A 21,829-nucleotide genomic window follows, 5' to 3' on the forward strand; every position below is an offset into this window, starting at 1 on the left:
ATCAATAAATGCACCATAAAAAAAAGCCCATTCAAATGGGCTTTTTATTTTTAAAAGAATTTGAAGAAGGGACCTTCATTATTGATTTTATCGGTGGTTCTTTCAGAAGGAGCGATTCTTTTTTCCCTTACCCATGCATCAAATTCCTTTTGGGCTTCCTCTTTTGTTTTTTTGGATCTTTTACTGTAATCATCTACTGTAAACTCATCCTCTTTTTTATAGAAACTTTCCAGATCGTAACTCATAGCTTTATGTGATTAAATGGTTAATATTGGTTTACTTATTAAAACCCAATTTTAATTTAAATGTTTTGTGAGCATTTTACCTTAGAACATTTTTATATGAAGGCAGGTTTTAATAAGGTAATTTGACCGTTAGCAACGAATAGCTTAACTTTACCATAGAACGATGATGATATGAATATAGAAGAAAACAAAGTGGTAGGTATTACTTATGAACTGAAAGTGAGTAAAACGGATGAAGAATCGGCTCCTTTTAGTGCTGAAATAAGAGATAAAGATGACCCCTTTTATTTTCTTTTCGGCAGCAGCGGATTACCTGAAAAATTTGAAAATCTCTTATTACAAAAAAAAGTAGGTGATACTTTCAACTTTACGCTTGAAGTAGAAGAGGCTTATGGAGAAGCAGATGATGAGATGATCATGGCTCTTCCAAAAGATCAATTTACTTCCGAAAGAGGTTTTGACCCTACTATGTTGGAAGAAGGAAGTTTCTTGCCTTTGATGGATGAAGATGGTTATTCTATGCAGGCTAAGGTAGTAAAAGATATGGGAAGCGATTTGCTTCTGGACTTTAACCATCCTCTAGTGGGATTCAAACTTCATTTTGACGGTGAGGTAATCGAAGTAAGAGAAGCCTCGGAGGTAGAAATTGCCCATGGCCATGTTCATGGTGAACATGGCGAAGACCATTAGTAGACTTAAAAAAAAGTAAAAGAACAGGTTCCAATATCTTACTTTATGTTATGGACCCTGTTCTTTTACTCTTTTGGACTTGGGTATAATAATTCTGATGTAGCTTCACCTCATCAAAGTTTAACGTGACTGTAGATCCTTTAGCCGGAAGTAATGATAGCTTAGTTAGGGGACCAATGATTAAAATATAAAGAACATTTAAATATATATATATTAATTTAGAAGTAATATCATATAATATAATCTTTAGGCATTAGGATGTGGGTAAATCATCTGAGCTAACAAAGGATAAACAGACTTCTTTATTTTTATCCCAATCCAGATATATGTCCTCACCTACTTCACATGTTCTTTCCTTATCTTCCACTTTCCAAATCTCACCCTCTGGCATAATAACTGTCAGTTGATTAAAATGTATCAAAAATTTTTTCTCCGATACTTTACCTGGATTTCGCCCTTTATTTTTTATCAGTATATCCATAGGACGAATGAAAGCGCCCTCCTTATCACTGATTATATTTAGATGGCTGAATAACTTGGCTGTATAATACGTGGTGGGATTTCGAAATATATCCTCCGCTTTTCCTTCTTGTACTATTTTCCCTTTTTGAAGGATCACCAGATTACCACTCATCATCAAGGCATCATCCAGATCATGCGTAACGAATAAAACTGTCATCTGCATCTGATCAAATATAGCACGCAGCTCTTCTATCAATTCTCTCTTTTGTATCGTATCTAAACTGCTAAAAGGCTCATCTAATAGCAATACCTCAGGTTCTATGCTCATAGCTCTACCTATGGCTACCTTCTGCTGCTGGCCTCCTGATAGCTGTCGGGGATATTTGTCCTCAAAAGAAGTTAGATTTAACATTTCAAGTATTAGCTTTACACGCTCCTCCCTATACGCTTTATCGTACATCAGAAGAGGACGGGAAATATTTTCTCCCACAGTGGAATTTGGATAAAGGTGATTCCCCTGATGGATCAACTTGATCTCATCATACCCCGACACCAGCTTTTGGGATGGGTTCAGTATCCGGGTTTCACCCAAATAGACTTCACCTCTATCTTGCACCTCAAGTCCAGCTATGATCTTAAGCAAAGTGCTTTTCCCAGATCCACTTTCTCCGATCAATGAAACCACTTCTCCCTTTTCTAAAGTCAAAGAAATATTGACCAAGGCGTCAGACCCCTGATCATATTGTTTACTTATGTCTGAAACTTTAAGGTAACTCATACTTTAAATTCATGCTGAATTTTTATTGGAAGGCTTTTGAAAATTAAATCGTAAGAATGATCCACCAGATCTAGTATCAATCGATCTGTTACATCTTTATTAAAAAGTACAGTATTCCAGTGTTTTTTGTTCATATGATAGCCAGGAATAATGCCAGAATATAATTCCCTGAGCTCGATGGCTCTTTCAGGATCACATTTCAGATTGATGCTTTCAAAATTATCAATATCTGTCAAAGCAAAAATTTTTCCCTTCAGTTTAAAACAGAGGGTACTTTCATCAAAAGGTGTATCTTCTGTTGCACCTTGTTTCGAAAGACAATAGTTTCTGAAAAACTCGATATCCATGGGAACAAAAATAGAGAAAGTACGAATTAACTTTCCTTATATAAAACAAATTTACATCACTCTTTTTAATATCCAGAATATTACCGCTCCCAAAAAAACGATAATAGAAATTTTATTGATTCCATGCATCATTCTCAAATTGATGTTGGATTTTTGATTAGGATCAGGCTTTCTAAACACACGGAAGAAATAATTACCTACCGCTCCTACTTGGAAGAAATCCTTTACATTGTTTTTTTTATTGGACATGTCTTTAATTATACAGAATGTGTGAAATGTTAAGCCTTTAACATTGGCTTAAAGGATATCCATACAGCAACTAAAGGACTGTAACAGAACCGTTTTATTAACCCAACTTTTCAGTTTCTGGTTCGATCCATTGACCATCTTTTTTGATAATATTGATTAGCTCATCTACGGCCCTATCTGAGGACACTGATCTTTTCATTACTTCTTTGCCTTTATAAAGGGTGATTTTACCTTTCCCAGAACCCACATAACCATAGTCAGCGTCTGCCATTTCACCTGGTCCGTTCACAATACAACCCATGATGCCTATTTTCACCCCTTTTAGATGATCGGTTCTTTTTCGTATCATAGCCGTAGTTTCCTGTAGGTCAAAAAGGGTACGTCCACATGAAGGACAGCTGATGTATTCTGTCTTTGACATTCTGGTCCTGGCGGCCTGAAGCACCCCAAAGCTTACTGAGTTATGAAGTTTAATTTGGGCAAAGATTTCTTCCCTATTCTGCTTTTTGGATTTTGACATACTGATCATAACACCATCACCTTGTCCATCTATCAGCAAACCTCCTACATCAGTAGCCGCATATAACATAGTCTTATCATTATCCTGATCTGGATAACTCACTTGAAAAACAACCGGTGTCATCACGCCGCGCTTGATCAAACTTACCATAGCCCTTCTCAAAGCTGGCATATTGTGTGTATTATCACTACGCAAGATGATGACTACATCTTTTCTATCGGTTAATAGGGGAATGGCCATTCCTACCTCGACATCTTCCAACAAAAGGAAGTTAAGTGTCATATGAAATGTATGGGCCGTTTTAAAACTATTTAAATTATAGGCAGGAAACTTATTTGTTTTGTCCAATGCTCGCTCCCACACCGCAAATTCCTGTATTTCCTTCAGACCATTAGGTAACATAAAGGGAATAGGATTAGAGCCTGTAAAAACAAAGTCGCAGCCCTGGTCATTCATCTTCCATTTATCCAGTTCCGGTAAATAAAAATGCCCTACATTCTTCAGGTCTTTTTCTGTAACACCTTCTATTTTGGATATATCCGTTATGACTCGTGGAACGTTACTCCCTCCGATATTATATACCTCTAGCGCATTTCTCTTTGAATATTCATATGGGGATATTGGATAAGTATCCAGTCCTGCGATAGGAAGATGCCCCACCCTATCTGAATATCGCTCGATCAGCGAGGCTGCCACAGGGGCCTCGAACTCCGGATCTTCGGTGAGGGAAACCCTGACAGTATCTCCTAGACCATCCTCCAACAATGTACCTATACCTACGGCGGATTTAACCCTACCATCTTCTCCATCACCGGCCTCAGTGACTCCGAGATGTAATGGGTAAGGCTTAAACCCTCCCTCATCCAGTTTTTGGACAAGCAACCTATAGGCCTGCACCATTACCTGGGTATTAGAAGACTTCATCGAAATCACTATATTGAAAAACTCCTCTTCTTCACAGATCCTTAGAAACTCCAATGCTGACTCCACCATCCCAAGGGGTGTATCTCCATACCTGCTCATAATTCGGTCTGAAAGTGAACCATGGTTGGTTCCTATACGCATGGCTGTACCATGTTGTTTGCATATATTTATCAAAGGGAGAAACCGCTGTCTGATCCTGTCCAGTTCCTCCTGATAACTTTCATCGGTATATTCGATTACTTCAAATTTCTTTTTGTCTGCATAATTGCCAGGATTAATCCGTACTTTTTCTACAATCCCCGCAGCTATTTCGGCAGCATTCGGTGTAAAATGTATATCTGCTACCAGTGGTGTATGATATCCCCTGATGGCCAGTTCTTCTTTTATGGCCCTTAAGTTTTCTGCTTCCTTGATACTAGGGGCAGTGATTCTGATCAGCTGGCAGCCACTTTCTATCATGCGGATGCACTGCTCCACTGATCCAGGGGTATCCATGGTATCCACGGTGGTCATAGACTGAATTACTATCGGATTGTCCCCGCCGATGATCACATGACCGACTTTTACCGGTATCGTCTTTCTTCTGGAATAACTGGTCAGGCTGTTACAATACCTGATTTGATCTACGAGATTTTTGGTTTCCATGGTACTTTATAAATCGCCTAACTGTGGCCTGATCACTATTTCTTCTACTACTGAATTTGGCGAAAGGCTGTAAGCTGCCCAGACCGAGTCTGCCACATCCTCTGCCTTCATAAATCTCTCCTCGGGTATATCTACACCTTCCCAGCTAGCGGTCAATGTAGCGCCTGGCATTACTGAAGTTACTTTTATATTATAATCTTTAAGTTCCTGCCTTAAACATTTAGTAAATCCCAATAGTGCCCATTTCGAAATAGCATAGGTGCCTCCATTGGCATAAGCGGTGAGCCCAGCTATAGAACCCATGCTAAATATATAGCCACCTCTTCTTTCCATCATCTCCTTAGTAAAAGCACGGGTTAGATGGTAAACCGAAAAAAGGTTGGTATGCATCATCAGTTCAAAATTGCCATCAGGTTCATCTTTAATGGCCCCAGGTAAAAACACACCTGCATTATTGACCAGTACATCAGGGATAGTTTCAGTCTTAACAGCATCTGCAAAAGCAATTACCTCTTCCTTCTTGGACAAATCAGCCTGGAAGGTGAAGATTTTTATGCTTGGATTATGTTTATTTAATGCCGAAGTAAGCTCGTTCAGGTCAGCTATGTGTCTAGAACACGTATAGATATCAAACCCTGCTGCTGCAAACTTAAAAATAATGGCTCTTCCGATCCCTTTGGTCCCACCGGTTACCAATATACTTTTGGACATATTGTTCGTGCTTTAATAGTTAGTGTGACAACTAATTACCTGATACAAAGTTATCATTTTTTTAAAGAATACAAGTAGGGATATGAAATATCCACAGAGGTATAGGAACGGACTACCGGGTAAAGCTGAAATGGAAGACATATTCGACTTTTCCGTATAATGGAAACCTTTCGCACCTAGTGTTCTTCAAATACAACTGTGGCACTATGGGTTACAGGTCCCATGCTATGTACGCCAAGTATCCCTTAAAGCATGAGTATATCTATATATACAGTTGGGTACACAGGTTTTGGATTCGGCTTTTCTCCTAACTATTTTTTGCATAAAGTAATATCATTACCCATTAAGATATTTCACAAAACGTTGCCTTAAAACAAAGCCGATACCTGCATCCTTCCGATATGCACTTTCTTTCCCAATCCTTCTGAATTTCTACCTTCATAGACCATATTCATTTGCAAGCCCTGCCCTATTTTCTGAATCCAGTTGAAATTCCATATGAAATTAGTGCCTACCGCAAGTGCCTGAAGCATTTCATATCCCACGGGTGTATTGGGCTGTCCATTATAATCTATATAAGTATAGTTGAGATTTAGATTGAGCGTGGTTTTGATGGCTTTGGCAAATCGCACATCCAGTCCCATATGATGATGTAAGGCTAGTTCCTTGATTTCATCATTAGTAACATTAAGCTTTCCAGTATACATATAATTGCCTGTGGCCCGAATGGTAGAAGTCGGCTGATAACTCAGCTCTGGCCCATAGCCCTTCAGACCGATTGCATAATTCCTATTTTCCAAAAAGTCTGAAGCTGCCAGCCTCTTTCCTATATTGGCTAAAAACCTGACGTTAAGCATAGGGTTCAGGTTAATGCGCGTATTCAGGCGCCACTCTCTCTGTATCAGGTCTTCATAGCCACCAGATAGTAGCTGTTTAGATCGGCTATCAAATAAAGATAGGTCAAACCCATACTTAGCCGAGGACCTATTAAAAAACAGAGAAGAACGGACTGAATGTCTTACACTGATCAGGTTTTCATCACCTAGCCCTTTCGAAAATGGCAACACCCTGTCCCAAAATTCAGAAGAAGTGATTTTCTTGTCAACATTCAAACTTGTATTACTAGAAAACTTTTGAAGAATTGCACGGACACCACTCTCTTTTTTCCAAAGGTCTGGAAACTTAGTATTTAATCTATAATTGAATACTGTATTAAAAGCCTGGATGTAATCGTCGGTGGGCACAAAAATTTTAATGAAATTTTTTTCATCTGGATTGATAGCGAGATAAAATTCATTCAGCTGCTGCACCCCATCTTCATTATCATCCCTCCAGGTATGTGTCCCTTCCCCTGTAGGCACGGGAAGGTATACAAACTCCTTTCTCAATTCCCGCCCATTCCCTATAGCGTAATTTAATTCGCTCCTAATAGCATTATTGATTATTTGACCCATATAATCAATACGCCCCATAATAGTGGTTTCTTCAGGCAAGTCTATTTGCAGATACTGAAGCTTCCTGTAAAGGAATGTTCCTTTTATATCATGATTGCCCATCTTTTTATTTATACCATAGTGGGCTGTAAATGCTTTAGTATAAGGCAGCATTTCTCCAATTACAGGTAACTGATCCTCTCTCCAGCTCGCTTTGGCAAAAAAAGAATAGGTAAGCGTATCATTGCTAATCAAATAAACCTGATGTTCTTTAAAGTTATTAGCAGAACTCACTACACTGTCACTTTCTACATGACTTACTTTATTTCTATCTAACAGCAGCCGATATCCCGGCACCAGTATTTTACTCCTGTATTCCACATTCCCGTTGTACCTAAACCAGTCAGCGTGTAAATTTCTGACATCGTTCTTTAGGGTAAAAATATCATTGATCAGAAAAATGCGTTTGGTAAGCTGCTGATTATACCTGCCCAGCTGCTGATGGCCTCTGAGAATACCTCCTCTGTTTCTGAGATTTACCCTATAAGAAATCAGATTACCAGAGTTTTTGTGGGCTTCAAGTTGGGCAGAAAAGAGATGATCCGAAGTGGGAACAGTCAGCACTGTATCATCCAAGTTCCAGTCTCTGTCAAATTCTATATACCTTGCCCGATCTATAAATGAAAAATTAGATGAATTGTACTCCAGCTCAGCCATACTCTGGATCATATAACCCTGTAGCCAAGAAACCTGACGTTTTTGGGAACGAATTCCTACCTTTAAAGCATATCCTATATTATTATCATTATCCAAATCGGAATACAAATTAATATCATTATCCGATACGGCCATTTCGGTATATACTTCCTCATGAAGCCCTAACTTGACATCCCCTCCAGATGTCACCATTTGTTTCTTATTTGGTGCGGGCAAGGGAGAGTGAATTGAAAACCGTCCCTGTTTGTGGCCATTGATGGGTTGGACAAATTCGTATTGAATACCGTTTGCGAGCTGTTGCTTTCTTATATAATCTCCATATCCTTGCCCTACATCCATAAAGCTGGGCATAAAAAATGCTTCATCAGGGTCCGTACTATATTCATAAAATATCTCTACCCCTCTCTCAGGGCTAGAGTTTTTTCTTTTGGCATACATGATTCTTTTTGGATCGAATGCCGTACTGTCTACCTTATCCACCAACGCCGCGGAAATATGATCACCTACAGAAGATAAAAGTCTTATTTGATCATCTGAATATTCAAAGAAAAGAGGCTTATCTCTATTGTCCTGCTCTCTGTAGTAATTAAAGTAAAAACTTGCCTGATTACTTTCCTGGGTATGAGTGGCAGTTAAGATGGATCTGGTAAAATTCCTTTCTGCATATTCATAATCTACCCGCACTCTGGAATACTTGGTGATGAGGATATTGGCTGTAAATGTAATTTCTCCCTGATTATAATCTATGACATAATCATAATTGTATCCTCTTTTCAACATTCTGTTATCAAGGAATACTCTTTCAGAATCGGCCATTACGATGATAAACCTTTCATTTTGAGGCCCTCGGATTCTATAAGGGCCTAGGACCCCTTCTATGATGGGAAGTTCGGTAGAGGCAAATTTACCTTTGGCAATTGATATAGCTGCATGAGAAGTGGCTTTCCACGTATGCCCGATATTATACTGGGACGTGAACTGCAGCCCCTGCACATTCTTATAATATCTCAAAAAATCCGATCTGCGCTGCTGTAATACTATATCTCCTGCTTCAAATTTTATATTATCATTATAGAGCTCAATTAAAACTTTATCAAAATCCTGCAGATGCATCGTATTGCCTTCAGGCTGAAAGGGAATTTGCTGATCGATTATACTTGCTCTTATATATAAATTATCTGCCAACTCCCCCTCCATCTGTAGATTAAGTGAACTATTTACGAAAACATGCTGCTTATTGCCAAAAGATATGCCACGTGTTAGGTTTCCTGACTTATTCAATCGGGGGGTAGGAAAGATCTCTTCCCTAAAATCTAGTGAATGAGCAATTTTTGTTTTTTTTTGCTTAAAAAGGGCTGCCGAATCATAATCACGTTCTAGAGTGCGGTGAGAATATACAGATCTAAAATCATATAGGAAAAGGCTGTAGCATATATACACAGAATCTAGAAGACCAATCACCACATCATCCATTACAAAAATACCTGATGTAAGCCCATATGAAAATGTCAAATGGTTACCCTCTGCATCCTTTACCAGTATACTCTCTGGTACAATAGAAAGTGAGTCCAAGTAGACTCCCTTTTCTAAGCCATCAGTCTTTACCCATTTGCAGTTTTCAGACTGCGCATGGAGCCGGGTGACCACCACGCTTAAAAAAAGAAAAATAGGAAAAAAAAACCTTGCCCCATTCATATTCGAAGAATAATGGAAGCTAATGTAATAAATCCTATTTTACAACCTATTCAATACTAAGAAATTAAGTATTTATTTTATTTCAGGAAATGAAAGAAAGAAAGAAGTCCCTACATTCAATTTGGTTACAAACCATATCCTACCCCCTGAAGTTTCGACACCTCTTTTAGCTATTGCTAAACCTAGCCCTGAACCATCGGATTTAGTACTGAAATTAGGAATAAATATTTTTTCTTTAAGGTCCTCTGGAATACCTTTACCATTATCGTGGATTTCTAACTTTACATGGCCGGATTTGCTGCTAAGGGTGACTTTGACCCTAGCTTTTCTTTCACTTGGTACAGCTTGTATACCATTGATGATAAGGTTGGCGATAATTCTGCCAAAAAGTTTATCATCCCCTATGATAAATATGTTATCAGATTCTGTTTTATCATGAAATAATACTTCAGCTTTTTCATTGTTCTTAAAAAGCTCTACTGCCTCGGTTACTATATATTTGAAATCTATAGGTTCATTTTTAGGTAGGGGCATTTTAGCAAAATTACTGAATGAATTCGCAATTTCGCTCAAGGTATCCACTTGAATGATTAAACTTTCTACAGGTTTGGATATTAATTTGGGATCATCCAGTCTACCAGCAGCCTGTAACCTAAGCATATGCTGCAGTGTAAGTTTCATAGGGGTAAGCGGATTTTTGATCTCATGTGCCACTTGTTTTGCCATTTCTCTCCAGGCTGATTCTTTCTCTGTACTTGCTAAGACCTTCTTACTAGATTCTAGTTTGAAAAGCATGTTATTATACTCATTCACGAGCAGTCCTATTTCATCTTTAGCTGGCCAGTACATGGGTTCATTGCTTTCCAAATTTGTAGCCTTTAACTTTTCGGTCAATAATCTAAAGGGATAAATCAATTGTTTAGACACAAAGAAAGATACAACAAGAAATACTATAAAAATGACTACAAAGATATTGATAATGTTACTGAATACATCTGCTATCACCATGTTTAACTCTGTTTCAGATTCAAAGAAGGGAATAGCGATGATGCCTAATATAGATTGCTTATCATTATCTCTCAGGGCTATGTATACCGTTTTGTAATTTAAATTCCCTGCATGTTCATCCAGAATTAACCTATTGTTTTGGATTTCAAGGATTTCACTTACAGCAACTGGGTGCAAGTACTCCGTCAACACTTTTTTATCAAAAATATTAGGCTGATTGGTCACCATCAGTTTCCCATTTGGCAGGTATACATTGATGTCTGTACCGGTAGTTCCGGCTAACCTTTTTACTTCTGCCAAAAAATCCTCTCTGTCCATCGCTCCTTTGGACTGTCTTTCCAGATAGGATGCTAAATTATTACGAATAATGGATGCTTTGGAAAAATATTGCCTATGGAGGTCATTTGTATAGCTATTGGTCAATAATCCTATTGAAATAATACTTATGATCAGCATAGGAAAGAAAAAAGCAAAATTGATATAAAACTGTAACTGTGTAGTATAATTAAACTGTAATTTGCCAAGACCCTGAAATATAGAATATATCAGTATACATAATAAAGTAAATAATAAATAGGCGACGAAAAAGAGAGATACATCAGCAAAAACATAGTTTATAGGGTAAATGGTAGAGGATACCACTATAGTTTTAGATTCTCCTTTCACTCCATAATGGTGATGGTTGTTTTTAAAAATCCCGGTTGTGAAAAGAGATGGGAAATCCAGTAAATCATCATTCTCAGGGTTTCTATAATTATATATCCCCACACTCATTTTTAATATGTCCTCCTGATCATATACGGCATAGTCAAATTTCTCAGTGTAGAAATTGCCGGAATATTCCCTATCTAGTAATAGCTTAGGGAATACACTACCAGGTTGGATACGCTGCTGTACAAGTTCCAATAATATGGTACCCAAAAAATAGTTGTCTCTATAAATGTTGATAAAGGAATAAAATTTATTGCCACCTGTATCTGAGGTATTTTGAATAAAATACAAATTCCTGACAGAAGTAGCATAATCACTCTTCATGTATTGAAACCTAAATTCATCAAGATTGCTATCTTCTACTTTGCCCAGAATTCTTTCTCCAATGGGGTTAAAAACCTGAATATCCAATTCATACTGATCAAAGTAATTGCTCATATAAACCCTTTTTATTTTTTGTTCTATTGGATCAAGGGTGGAAAGGCCGTCTGCCAATTGTGATTTTATAAACGGATCATCTTCTATTTTCCGCATGACATCCGAAAGAAGAAATTCAGCCATAATATCGCTTTCAACCATCAATTGATTGGCATATTTGATCTTGGATTGAATTTCTTTCTTGCGTGTATCTTCATAAGCTGCTGCTCCTGTTATCAGGGCACCTATCAGACAGCCAAAAAAGAAGGTCAAAAAAGTATTAAAGCCTAACTTGAATATATTGTCATACAGCTCAAAGGATATAATGGAGACAAGCAATATAACATGGGCCAAAAACACTATTAGATAAACAAAATCCCAATAAACAAGGACCAAACAAATAGGTAATGCAAGAAACAACAGATTTTTAAGCACATTTTTTTTGCTACTCCTGTTTTTGTAAAGCACCATATTGACTGATATGATGGTAAAGAGCAAATATCCTGCACCCGCTAAGAAAATAACAAACAAACTAATCCCCTGAAAATAGGTGAAAGCCGGGACAGCCAGTATGTTTAATTCCCACTGTGCATTATCAACTATATTACCGAACATCCTGAAAAAAAACACAAGCAAAGCAGTTGATAATACTAAACTTATAAAATGAAAAAGCCATTCTTTATATTTACGTTTGAAGGCGAGAAAATTTATAAGGTATTTTTTTCTGCTCAGCATTGATACTATTAAGGACAATAAGATCATAAATGCTATCACATTCAATAAGAGGTCTCCCAGACTGGGGTTTATGATCGAAGAAGCATATCGGGTAGGGTTAAAAAGCTCTGTATCAAAATACTCCTGCGGAAACTGGAAAAAAATCATAATACTTCTAATACTGACCAATATAATAGCAGTATAGATAAGTGCTAAGACTTTTTTACCTTTTATCCATAAAGTATTAACAAAGTCAGTCCCTAATATTATAACCAACCCAATTAGCGAAAAGAAAAATATTAGCACTACATTGCCCGTATCATGGCCAGCATGCTCATAGCCTGTCCTTAGTAGTATTGAAAAGAGGTAGTCCCCATCTTCTTTGTGTAAATCAAAATATCCTTCCTTAGCATCGGGAGACAATAGAAACCTATCGTTACCAAAAATATCAGGATTTTCACCTGCATGCAGGTATTCATTTTCTACATCTACTTTATCATATAAGGTAAAGGTTTGGACCATCCAAAACAACTGGCCTAACCTGGTTATCTTTCGTAATTTGATAAAATAGGTGCCACTTTGGGTTTCAATGATTTGGTATTTCTTAGAAAAATCTATATCATCAAATTCAGGAACCATCGTAATGGATGACCAGTACAGAAGCCTACCATTTACTGAAAAAAGATAAAATGGATGATTAGTATCTATATTTAACGTTCTAAAGGAAGCCTGCTTATCAGGCCTATTGTTCAGCAGAAGAGAAATATAATCACGATCAAACTCATCGATTACTTTATTGATTTTGATATTTATATCCTTGGCACTTTCACTGTCGCTTTGTGGAGATGAAATAAAGAAATTTATGCCCAGCAATACTGCAAGCAAACCAATAGAAATAAAAAGGATTAAACGTCTTTTTTTGAGCATAGGATAAACAAAACTAAAAAAGCAAAGCTTATTTCTGAACTTTGCCTTTCACTAATTTAAAGATGCTGGACCTTAGTCTTCTGCGATTTTTGTTTTTTATAATTTCTGTACCAAAGGTATCCTATGACCATCGCCAATAAATATGGTGCCATAAATAAATATAAGATTCCATAATTCAATCCTGCACCAACAGAAGTTTCACCTGTATTAATATTATTCTCTACTGTAGCCCTGCACATGGCACATTGAGCTATACTCTCCCCCGTGGTCCATAACAGAAATATCAGTATATATAAAGTTGATTTCGATCTCATGGATTTTAAATTTGGATTTCAAAGGTCATACAATATCTCGCATATCAGACTATTGCCAAAGTGTGTGACCTATTTTATAATGGATAAATTCATGTGCTGATAAACCCAGCGCGCTTATTTAATCAACGTCTACCCATTCAATTTAGTTTAGAACTCATAATATGGGCTGATCATCAGATATACTACTACTCCGCTCACCGTGACAAATAACCAGATAGGATACGCATACCTAACCACTTTACGGTGCCTATCTACCTTACCGGTCATCCCGAAGTAATAAGCAAGCAGTATCGGGAATAAAGCCACTGCTGCAAGTATGATATGTGTAATTAGAATAATATAATAAAGTGTTCTAATAAACCCTTCTCCGCCAAATGTCGTACTGGGGGCACTGGCATGGTAAATTACGTAAGAAACTAAAAATATGGTACCAAGACCAAATGCTATAGTCATCGCTGCCCGGTGGTAGGGAACATTTCCAGATTTAATAAAATATAGACCTAGGATTAAAGCAATACTGGCCGCGGAGTTAATGACTGCATTCAGGTGCGGCAAAAAAAACACCCAATCCTGACCTAAAGCCAATTTTTCCGGCATAAATAAAAGAACTGCCACTACTACCGGTATAAGGATAGAAATAGCGACTATCCATCCAAAAACTTTTTTATCATTTGTAGCAGAAATTAACCTATTTGTTTCCATCTAAAAGAATTTTAGTTTCTAAAATCAATAAATCTACCTGTTCTCTGGTAGTACCACTATAATAGCCTCTGATCCTTCCCTTATCATCTATCAATATAAATTTATCACTATGGGCATAATCATCCGGCTCTCCAAACCCATCCATAATCGGTAAAATAAAACCACAACGTATCAAATTATAAACTTCAGATTTATCCCCATGTAAAAAATGCCATTTTTCTGGATTAGCGTCGTGTCGCTGCGCATATTCAGCCAATACTTCTTGATTATCATATTCAGGGTCTATGCTTATAGAATAAATCTGAACATCATCTACATTTCTAAATGTATCTTGAACCCTTCCCATTTCAGTGGACATCACAGGGCAGATACTGGGACAGCTGGTAAAGAAAAAATCTACAATCGTTATTTTCCCTTCCATCTCTTCTCTTCCCATTGATTGCCCAGTGTGTGATACAAATTCAAAATCTGGTATATAATGCTGTGACTGGGTGTCAGTACTACATTCACCTAAAGGATTGTCCACGCCATCCTTATATAATATAGGGATATCATACTGGTTAGAACCAAACGATCGCAGGAAGATAATGATTAATACTGGCACCATTAAAATGCATACCAAAACCATTGCTTGTAGTATCCTTATTGATTTCATGAGTTTATTTTTTTTCTACGGTCATACCTTTGCCGGTACTTATGATGGGGTTAACCTTTCGCATATAACTTGCCCCTCCGACTGCCATGGGACATTTGAATAAAAATATATTACATATTTCCCATAAGATATACCGATAATTATAATCCTAGATTTTATAGCTTATAAATCCACCAAGGGTAAAGTTTACCCCCGTGATAATCTATAGACTGATAAGAAAGAGCACCAAATTTAATTTATAAAACAAAAAAGAGGGTTGAAGATTCACCTTCAACCCATCTATTTTGTATATATTTATTCACATTATTACCATCTCAACAAGAAAATATCTGATCCTTCTCTCATAAGTGCCAATACCAGCCAAATCAAAAATATCAACGGCAACATTATTGACCAAATCAATATTTTTGCTTCTTCCTTTAGATGCATAAATTCCATCATGATATAACCTGCTTTCACTAAAGTTAAGCCTATGAATATAGCATAAAGCAGCATACCACGTTCCATGGTAAAAGCAAAAACGAATTCTATCAGCGTAAGGAACAACAGGATCCCTGCTATTTTCCAAATCTTCTTTATCTTCTCTCCATTCCTTGGAGTTACTTCCAGTGTTTGTCTATTCTCTTGAAGTGCCATAGTTCTATAAATTTTAAATTAGATAAGGTAAAAGAAGGTAAAAACAAATACCCAAACCAAATCTACAAAGTGCCAGTATAACCCAATTTTTTCAACCATTTCATAGTGACCCCGTTGTTCATATACTCCTACAGCTGCTTGATAAAAAGCAATAAACAATAGAGCCACACCTATAGTAACATGAAAACCATGGAATCCAGTAATAAAGAAAAACAACTGGGCAAATGATGATGGACCGTACTCATTAACCTGCAGATTAGCTCCATAAACTGTTTCGGTAACCAAATCACTAAATTGATTCACATAAGTCAATACCGTACCTCCATCAGTTCCATGAATAAAGTGAGTCCATTCCCAAGCCTGACAACCTAAGAAAGTAATACCTCCCAATAGTGTCCATAATAACCACTTTACTACATCATTTTTATCATTCCTATGGCCAGCCTCTACTGCTAATACCATGGTAACAGAACTCATGATCAATATGAAGGTCATAAGTCCTACGAATACCAGCGGTGCATGTATACCATGTAAGAAAGGTAATGCGTCGAATACCATTTCCGGTACGGGCCAATATTCATTGGATCCTACAAAATCTGTAGCTGGACCTCCATAGGGTGGATAACTCACCCTAATGGCACCATATACGATTAAAAAACCAGCGAAGGTAAAAATATCTGATAGCAGAAAAAACCACATCATCAGTTTTCCATAACTCGCATTAAGTGGCTCATTTCCACCTCCCCAAATTCCTCTCTTGGAACTGAAATTAATAGAAGTTGTCGTCGTTGACATAAACTTTAAAATTAACTTAAATTATATTTTAATGATTTAAAAGCAAGAACATGAACAAATATATCCATAATCCCCCAAGAAAATGCCAATATGTAGTACACATTTCCATTCTTGCCATGTTTTGGGAATGAACTTTATAATTTAATGTTGAAATTAATACAATAATTAGAAAAATCACACCACTGATAAGGTGTAATGCATGCAAACCTGTAAATACGTATAGAAATGAGCCGGATGGATTGCCTACAAAATAAACATCTCTATCTACTAAAGCCACCCAACTGTACCATTGTGTAATTACAAAGACTATCCCTAATAACGTGGTCAGGGTCATTCCTAATTTTAGCATGGCCATATTATTGGCCTTAGCTGATATATACGCCCAATGCATGGTCACACTACTCAATATTATAATACCAGTACTATAATAGAATATCTCAGGAAGGTTAAATTCTAACCAGTTACCTTCAGCCTGACGCACAATGTATGCACTCGTAAGCCCTGCAAATACCATCACCACACTTACGATGAACAACCATAATGCAAACTTTTTGGGATGCATGGAAATGGGCTGCTCTGCCCCTTCTATATATTCTAACTGCTCTTCCATTACGATACTTTATCAAACATGTACGCGATCTGCACAATAGGTAAATAAAGGAATGAACCAAACATGATTTTCAATGCTGACTTTCTAGAACAGTCCTTCATTAAAGTGAAAGTCTGTGCCAAAAAAAGCACACCGCATACAGTAGCTACTATACCTGATGTCAGCCCTGTCAGACCAAAATAAGATGGCAGTAATCCCAACGGCAACAGAAATAACGTATATATCATAATCTGAATAGCAGTATTTAAATCCTTTTTACCACCGCTCGGCAATAATTTAAATCCAGCTTTTTTATAATCCTCATCACTCACCCAAGCAATAGCCCAAAAATGGGGAAATTGCCAAATGAACTGTATGCCGAAAATGATGAGTGCTTCGTAGCTTATAGAACCTGTGGCAGCCGTCCAGCCCAATAAAGGAGGCATAGCACCGGGTATTGCACCTACAAACACTGCTATGGGTCCTATTCTTTTAAGAGGTGTATAAATGAGTACATAAAGTACCATGCTCAGTAAGCCTAAACCTGTGGTCAATGGATTTGTGAACACCCAAAGCAAAGTAACACCAATTACTGCTATAGCACTTGCAAACCAATAAGCTTCTGATAATGAAAGGGAATTGGTAGGAAGAGGCCTATCTTTTGTCCGTTTCATTAACTTATCAAAATCACGTTCTATAATCTCATTGAAAGCACCAGAAGCACCACTTATAAGAAAGCCTCCCACTATGAGAGCCAAAAATGCCCCCCATGAAAACACCATCCCTCTATCTCCCAATACAAACCCAAAGGCTGCAGAGAATGTCACTACAGCTGATAGCCTGAATTTGATCAAATCATAGTAAGCTTTACATCTAGCAGTAAATAATTCTAGAAATAAATTTTCACTAACGTTAATTGCTCTCATGTACTTATACTTTAAACTCTGTTTTCCTTTGATCGTTTAGAAGCAATAATATTACAAATTGCAGCCCTATGATGAGCGACCCCAACAATAAATGTAGGGGCTGCAAAAAGGCAGGTATACCAAAATATGCCATCCCTACACCAGTAATAATTACAAATAAAATATTCAAAATCAATATTTGAGACCATTTGAATATACTAGTTGACCTCAGAGAATATTTATAAACTTTATAAACAAATACAAGGTGAATCCCCAAAAGCACTAAGCTATAAGACCTATGAATGAGGAACTCTATTCCCAAATAGTTAATCCATTCTGACCTAAAGAGGTTCCCAAATCGGAAAGCTACTGCATCCAATTGCTCCCTTACCTGCGTTCCCAATACTATCTGAAATATCATCAGAACAAATCCAGTCAATAATATATAAAAAAGCCTGTTAGGCTTTTCTGTAGCATATGAAACAGGATAAGCTAATCTAAATGCCCTGTAATGAACATATAACAATAAACAGACGATAAGTAAAGCCAATACCATGTGTACCGAGATCATCCATCCTAGTAAATTTGTGGATACAACAATAGAACCTATCCAGCCCTGAAATACCACTAACACCAAATTTACAAATGAGAGGATAGGAAGAATTCTATCTATTTTCCATAATGGAAGTGCATAGAGTAAAGTGGCTATGACTAAAAAGCCTATAATAACCCCTATAACCCTATTAATATATTCTATCCAGGTCTTACTGACATTAAACTCCTCCTCTATCAGTATAGACTTATCATTTTGTATCGCTAAAGCCTTATCCTCAAATCCCAAAACTGTCAACATTGAGACAAACCTTTCGTTTTTCTCCAGCCGTTTGGCTAAATATATATCTTGATAATTAAGTGGAAGTTGATCCACATGAGTTGGAGGAACCCAACTTCCGAAGCATTTAGGCCAATCAGGGCAACCCATTCCAGAACCTGTACTTCGTACTACACCTCCTACAAGGATAAGAAAATAAACAGCTACCGCAGTGATCAGACTGATTCTCCGAAAGCTGCTTATCCTTTGTTTATTTTGCTTCATTCGCTACCAATACTTGGCCTTCTTCTGCCATGATTGCTTTCTCAAGACTGACCATTTCTTCTTCATGAGGGAGATTTGATTCAGGAGTAGATGATAGCGGTACTGTTTGCGGTATAAAGTCTTCTTTGGATCCAGGTTTAGAATAGTCATATGGCCATCTATATACTGCCGGTATCTCTCCTGGCCAGTTACCATGTCCAGGATGAAGTGGCGTAGTCCATTCCAGAGTATTTGATCTCCATGGATTAAGAGGAGCTACCCTTCCTTTATACATACTATAGAAGAAGTTAAACAAGAATATAAACTGACCGGTGAAGGTGATGATAGCAGCCACAGAAACAAACATGTTCAGATCAGCATACCCACTCGCAAAGTCAAAATTAGTCCAGCTATAATATCTCCTCGGAAAACCCGCAATACCAATATAATGCATAGGGAAGAACACTAGGTAAACGCCAACAAAAGTCAACCAAAAATGAACATAACCTAATTTGTTATCCATCATTCTTCCGAACATTTTAGGGAACCAATGGTAAACTCCGCACATAAGGCCGAAGAAAGAGGCAGATCCCATCACCAAGTGGAAGTGAGCCACCACAAAATAAGTATCGTGCAGCTGAATATCTATAGCTGAATTACCCAAGAAAATGCCCGTCAAACCACCGGATATAAAGAAAGACACTAAACCTATAGCAAATAACATCGCGGGGGTAAAAATTAAGTTACCTCTCCATAGCGTGGTCAGATAATTAAACACCTTAACGGCTGAAGGCACGGCAATAATAAGGGTAAGGAACATGAAGATAGAACCTAAGAACGGATTCATCCCTGATACGAACATATGGTGCGCCCATACTACAAATGAAAGTATAGTAATACCCAACATGGATATGATCATCGCCTTATATCCGAAAATAGGTTTTCTAGAGTTAGTTGCAATCACTTCTGATGTAATGCCCAATGCTGGCAGTAGCACTATATATACTTCTGGGTGTCCGAGGAACCAAAACAAATGCTGAAAAAGTACAGGACTACCACCCGTATGAGGTAATGCTTCCCCTCCTATATATATGTCTGCAAGATAAAAGCTGGTACCAAAACTTCTATCAAATACAAGAAGTAAAGCAGCAGCAAATAATACCGGGAATGATAGTAATCCAATAACTGCAGTAAGAAAGAAAGACCATATCGTCAAAGGAAGTCTGGCAAAAGTCATCCCTTTAGTCCTTAAATTTATTACTGTAGTGATATAGTTAATACCACCCATAAGAGTAGAAGCGATAAAGAAAACCATCGCTATTAACCAAAGTGTCATCCCCATACCAGATCCAGGTATAGCTTGTTCTAGAGCAGAAAGCGGAGGATAAATTACCCAACCACCACCAGCTGGACCAGTAGCAAGGAAAAGAGAAGAAAACATGATCACACCGGATAAGAAGAAAAACCAGTAGGATAGCATATTCATAAACCCAGATGCCATATCTCGAGCTCCTATCTGAAGTGGGATAAGATAATTAGAAAAAGTACCACTAAGGCCAGCAGTCAACACAAAGAAAACCATGATAGTACCGTGCATTGTAACCAAGGCTAAATAGAAGTTCTGATCCAAACTTCCAGTTTCATCAATCCATCCACCCAAAAGCGGACGAAGAAAAGACATGTCCATTTCAGGAAAACCAAGTTGAAGTCGGAATAGTATAGAAAGAAATCCCCCTATTAATGCCCAGAAAATACCGGTTACCAAAAACTGCTTCCCAATCATTTTATGATCAGTGGTGAAGATATACTTTGTAATAAAGTTATCGTGATGCTCATCATGAACTTCATGAGCATGGGCACCCTGAGTTGATGTATTAACTACTGCCATAATAAATATAAATTATCTATATTACTTATTTTCTTTGATTATGATTTCAGCCACTTCCTTCAAATCTGCTGGAAGATCTGCTATCAAATCTGGATTCTGTACTATAAAAGGAGTCTGCTCTGCAAACCATTTCTGATATTCAGCAGGGCTGACCACTTCTATTATTTTCTTCATAGAGAAGTGACCTCTACCACAAACTTCTGTACAGGCAATTTCATATTCAAATTCAGGATTCCCTGTCTCATCCCTCATCTCTGCAGTGGTTTTAGTAGGCACAAACCAAAACCTTGTAGGCATACCCGGTACAGCATCCATTTTCAACCTCATATGCGGTGCAAATACGGAATGCAGCACATCCCTTGCTCTGATCTTAAACAGCACAGGTTCCCCAACCGGGATAACAATCTTATTAGCTTCAAAATCATCCAGGGAATTTGCATCAGTAAAATCAATACCTCGAGAGTTGGTAGCATTGATTAATCTATAATCAAAAGCACCTAATTGGTTATCTTTACCAGCATACCGAGCTTCCCACGCAAACTGATATCCTAAAATTTCAACTACATGAGCATTTTCAGGCGCAGGAGCAGTGATGTCTTTCCAAGCTCTCCATCCTGAAATTACCAATACTGTTAAAACTAAAGCAGGAACCAAAGTCCAGATAATTTCTAATTTATTATTATCAGGATAATAGGCAGCTCTTTTGTCTTCTTGATACTGGTACCTATAACTGAACCAGAAAAGCAAAATATGTGTCAATATGAAAATAACGCCTGTCACCGCAGTAGTAATCCAAAAAAGATTATCTGTCACAGCACCATGTTCTGAGGCTATAGGTAACTGGTAATTATCAAATTCTTTAAAAGAATACCAGAAAAACAAAAATCCAGCTGCCAATAAGAAAACTAAAAACAAAACAGCATTCACTTTGTTGCTGCCTGAATTTTTGATTGTGGCCTGAGTTTTGGATTTTTCTGATTCTTTCATTACAGAAACCAATGTCTGTAACCTATATACCATCCAAATGATACTAACTAATAATAAAAGCCCAAGTGCGATAAGAAATCCGTACATAAT

General features: G+C 37.5%; 19 protein-coding genes. 1 reads left to right on the forward strand and 18 read right to left on the reverse strand.

Annotated elements, in window-relative coordinates:
- Positions 1–50 precede the first annotated feature (50 nt).
- Positions 51–245, reverse strand: coding sequence for a hypothetical protein (locus EL17_RS05465; RefSeq protein ID WP_035071209.1), 195 nt, complete (start codon positions 243–245; stop codon positions 51–53).
- A 171-nt stretch (positions 246–416) separates the two neighbouring features.
- On the opposite strand from EL17_RS05465, the gene EL17_RS05470 reads away from it, so the two are divergent.
- Positions 417–935, forward strand: a complete 519-nt coding sequence (locus EL17_RS05470; RefSeq protein ID WP_035071212.1) for an FKBP-type peptidyl-prolyl cis-trans isomerase — start codon at positions 417–419, stop codon at positions 933–935.
- 253 nt (positions 936–1,188) lie between these two features.
- Here the strand turns inward: EL17_RS05470 and EL17_RS05475 are convergent, their stop codons facing one another.
- From EL17_RS05475 to EL17_RS05555, 17 genes are all read right to left on the reverse strand, one after another.
- Positions 1,189–2,175, reverse strand: a complete 987-nt coding sequence (locus EL17_RS05475) for an ABC transporter ATP-binding protein (protein ID WP_035071215.1) — start codon at positions 2,173–2,175, stop codon at positions 1,189–1,191.
- The gene (locus tag EL17_RS05480; protein ID WP_035071218.1) at positions 2,172–2,522 is read right to left on the reverse strand and encodes an MmcQ/YjbR family DNA-binding protein; all 351 of its coding nucleotides are present in this window, start codon (positions 2,520–2,522) and stop codon (positions 2,172–2,174) included. Before EL17_RS05480 ends, EL17_RS05475 begins: the two co-directional genes overlap by 4 nt.
- Before the next feature lie 51 nt (positions 2,523–2,573).
- Positions 2,574–2,771 (reverse strand): DUF6728 family protein, encoded by a 198-nt coding sequence (locus EL17_RS05485; protein ID WP_035071220.1) that lies wholly within the window; start codon positions 2,769–2,771, stop codon positions 2,574–2,576.
- Positions 2,772–2,868: 97 nt separating this feature from the next.
- Positions 2,869–4,860 carry a (E)-4-hydroxy-3-methylbut-2-enyl-diphosphate synthase gene (ispG, locus tag EL17_RS05490; protein WP_035071223.1) on the reverse strand — a complete coding sequence of 664 codons (1,992 nt, stop codon included), beginning with the start codon at positions 4,858–4,860 and terminating at the stop codon, positions 2,869–2,871.
- A gap of 6 nt (positions 4,861–4,866) precedes the next feature.
- On the reverse strand, positions 4,867–5,571 hold the full coding sequence (locus EL17_RS05495) for an SDR family oxidoreductase (protein WP_035071226.1): 705 nt from the start codon (positions 5,569–5,571) through the stop codon (positions 4,867–4,869).
- Positions 5,572–5,939: 368 nt separating this feature from the next.
- Positions 5,940–9,416 (reverse strand): hypothetical protein, encoded by a 3,477-nt coding sequence (locus tag EL17_RS05500; protein WP_035071230.1) that lies wholly within the window; start codon positions 9,414–9,416, stop codon positions 5,940–5,942.
- Between the two features lie 72 nt (positions 9,417–9,488).
- Positions 9,489–13,193 (reverse strand): ATP-binding protein, encoded by a 3,705-nt coding sequence (locus EL17_RS05505; RefSeq protein WP_035071234.1) that lies wholly within the window; start codon positions 13,191–13,193, stop codon positions 9,489–9,491.
- Between the two features lie 56 nt (positions 13,194–13,249).
- Positions 13,250–13,507 carry a hypothetical protein gene (locus EL17_RS05510; protein WP_035071236.1) on the reverse strand — a complete coding sequence of 86 codons (258 nt, stop codon included), beginning with the start codon at positions 13,505–13,507 and terminating at the stop codon, positions 13,250–13,252.
- A gap of 147 nt (positions 13,508–13,654) precedes the next feature.
- Positions 13,655–14,209 carry a DUF420 domain-containing protein gene (locus tag EL17_RS05515; RefSeq protein ID WP_035071237.1) on the reverse strand — a complete coding sequence of 185 codons (555 nt, stop codon included), beginning with the start codon at positions 14,207–14,209 and terminating at the stop codon, positions 13,655–13,657.
- A complete protein-coding gene (locus tag EL17_RS05520) occupies positions 14,196–14,864 on the reverse strand; it encodes an SCO family protein (RefSeq protein WP_035071239.1) in 669 nt (222 codons plus the stop codon). The genes EL17_RS05515 and EL17_RS05520 overlap by 14 nt, the downstream gene beginning before the upstream one ends.
- 306 nt (positions 14,865–15,170) lie before the next feature.
- Positions 15,171–15,500 carry a cytochrome C oxidase subunit IV family protein gene (locus EL17_RS05525; RefSeq protein WP_035071241.1) on the reverse strand — a complete coding sequence of 110 codons (330 nt, stop codon included), beginning with the start codon at positions 15,498–15,500 and terminating at the stop codon, positions 15,171–15,173.
- 18 nt (positions 15,501–15,518) lie between these two features.
- Positions 15,519–16,295, reverse strand: coding sequence for a cytochrome c oxidase subunit 3 (locus EL17_RS05530; RefSeq protein ID WP_035071243.1), 777 nt, complete (start codon positions 16,293–16,295; stop codon positions 15,519–15,521).
- Positions 16,296–16,323: 28 nt separating this feature from the next.
- Positions 16,324–16,905, reverse strand: coding sequence for a cytochrome c oxidase subunit 3 (locus tag EL17_RS05535; protein ID WP_035071245.1), 582 nt, complete (start codon positions 16,903–16,905; stop codon positions 16,324–16,326).
- Complete coding sequence (gene cyoE / locus EL17_RS05540; protein ID WP_035071247.1) at positions 16,905–17,810, reverse strand: heme o synthase; 906 nt, start codon at positions 17,808–17,810, stop codon at positions 16,905–16,907. Before cyoE ends, EL17_RS05535 begins: the two co-directional genes overlap by 1 nt.
- A 4-nt stretch (positions 17,811–17,814) precedes the next feature.
- On the reverse strand, positions 17,815–18,885 hold the full coding sequence (locus tag EL17_RS05545; RefSeq protein ID WP_035071249.1) for a COX15/CtaA family protein: 1,071 nt from the start codon (positions 18,883–18,885) through the stop codon (positions 17,815–17,817).
- On the reverse strand, positions 18,872–20,752 hold the full coding sequence (locus EL17_RS05550) for a cytochrome c oxidase subunit I (RefSeq protein ID WP_035071251.1): 1,881 nt from the start codon (positions 20,750–20,752) through the stop codon (positions 18,872–18,874). The genes EL17_RS05545 and EL17_RS05550 overlap by 14 nt, the downstream gene beginning before the upstream one ends.
- 21 nt (positions 20,753–20,773) lie before the next feature.
- Entirely contained in the window at positions 20,774–21,826 is a 1,053-nt protein-coding gene (locus tag EL17_RS05555) for a cytochrome c oxidase subunit II (RefSeq protein ID WP_035071253.1), read from the reverse strand.
- Positions 21,827–21,829: the final 3 nt, after the last annotated feature.

Origin of the sequence: Anditalea andensis (assembly GCF_000714815.1) — a bacterium.
GTDB lineage: Bacteria > Bacteroidota > Bacteroidia > Cytophagales > Cyclobacteriaceae > Anditalea > Anditalea andensis.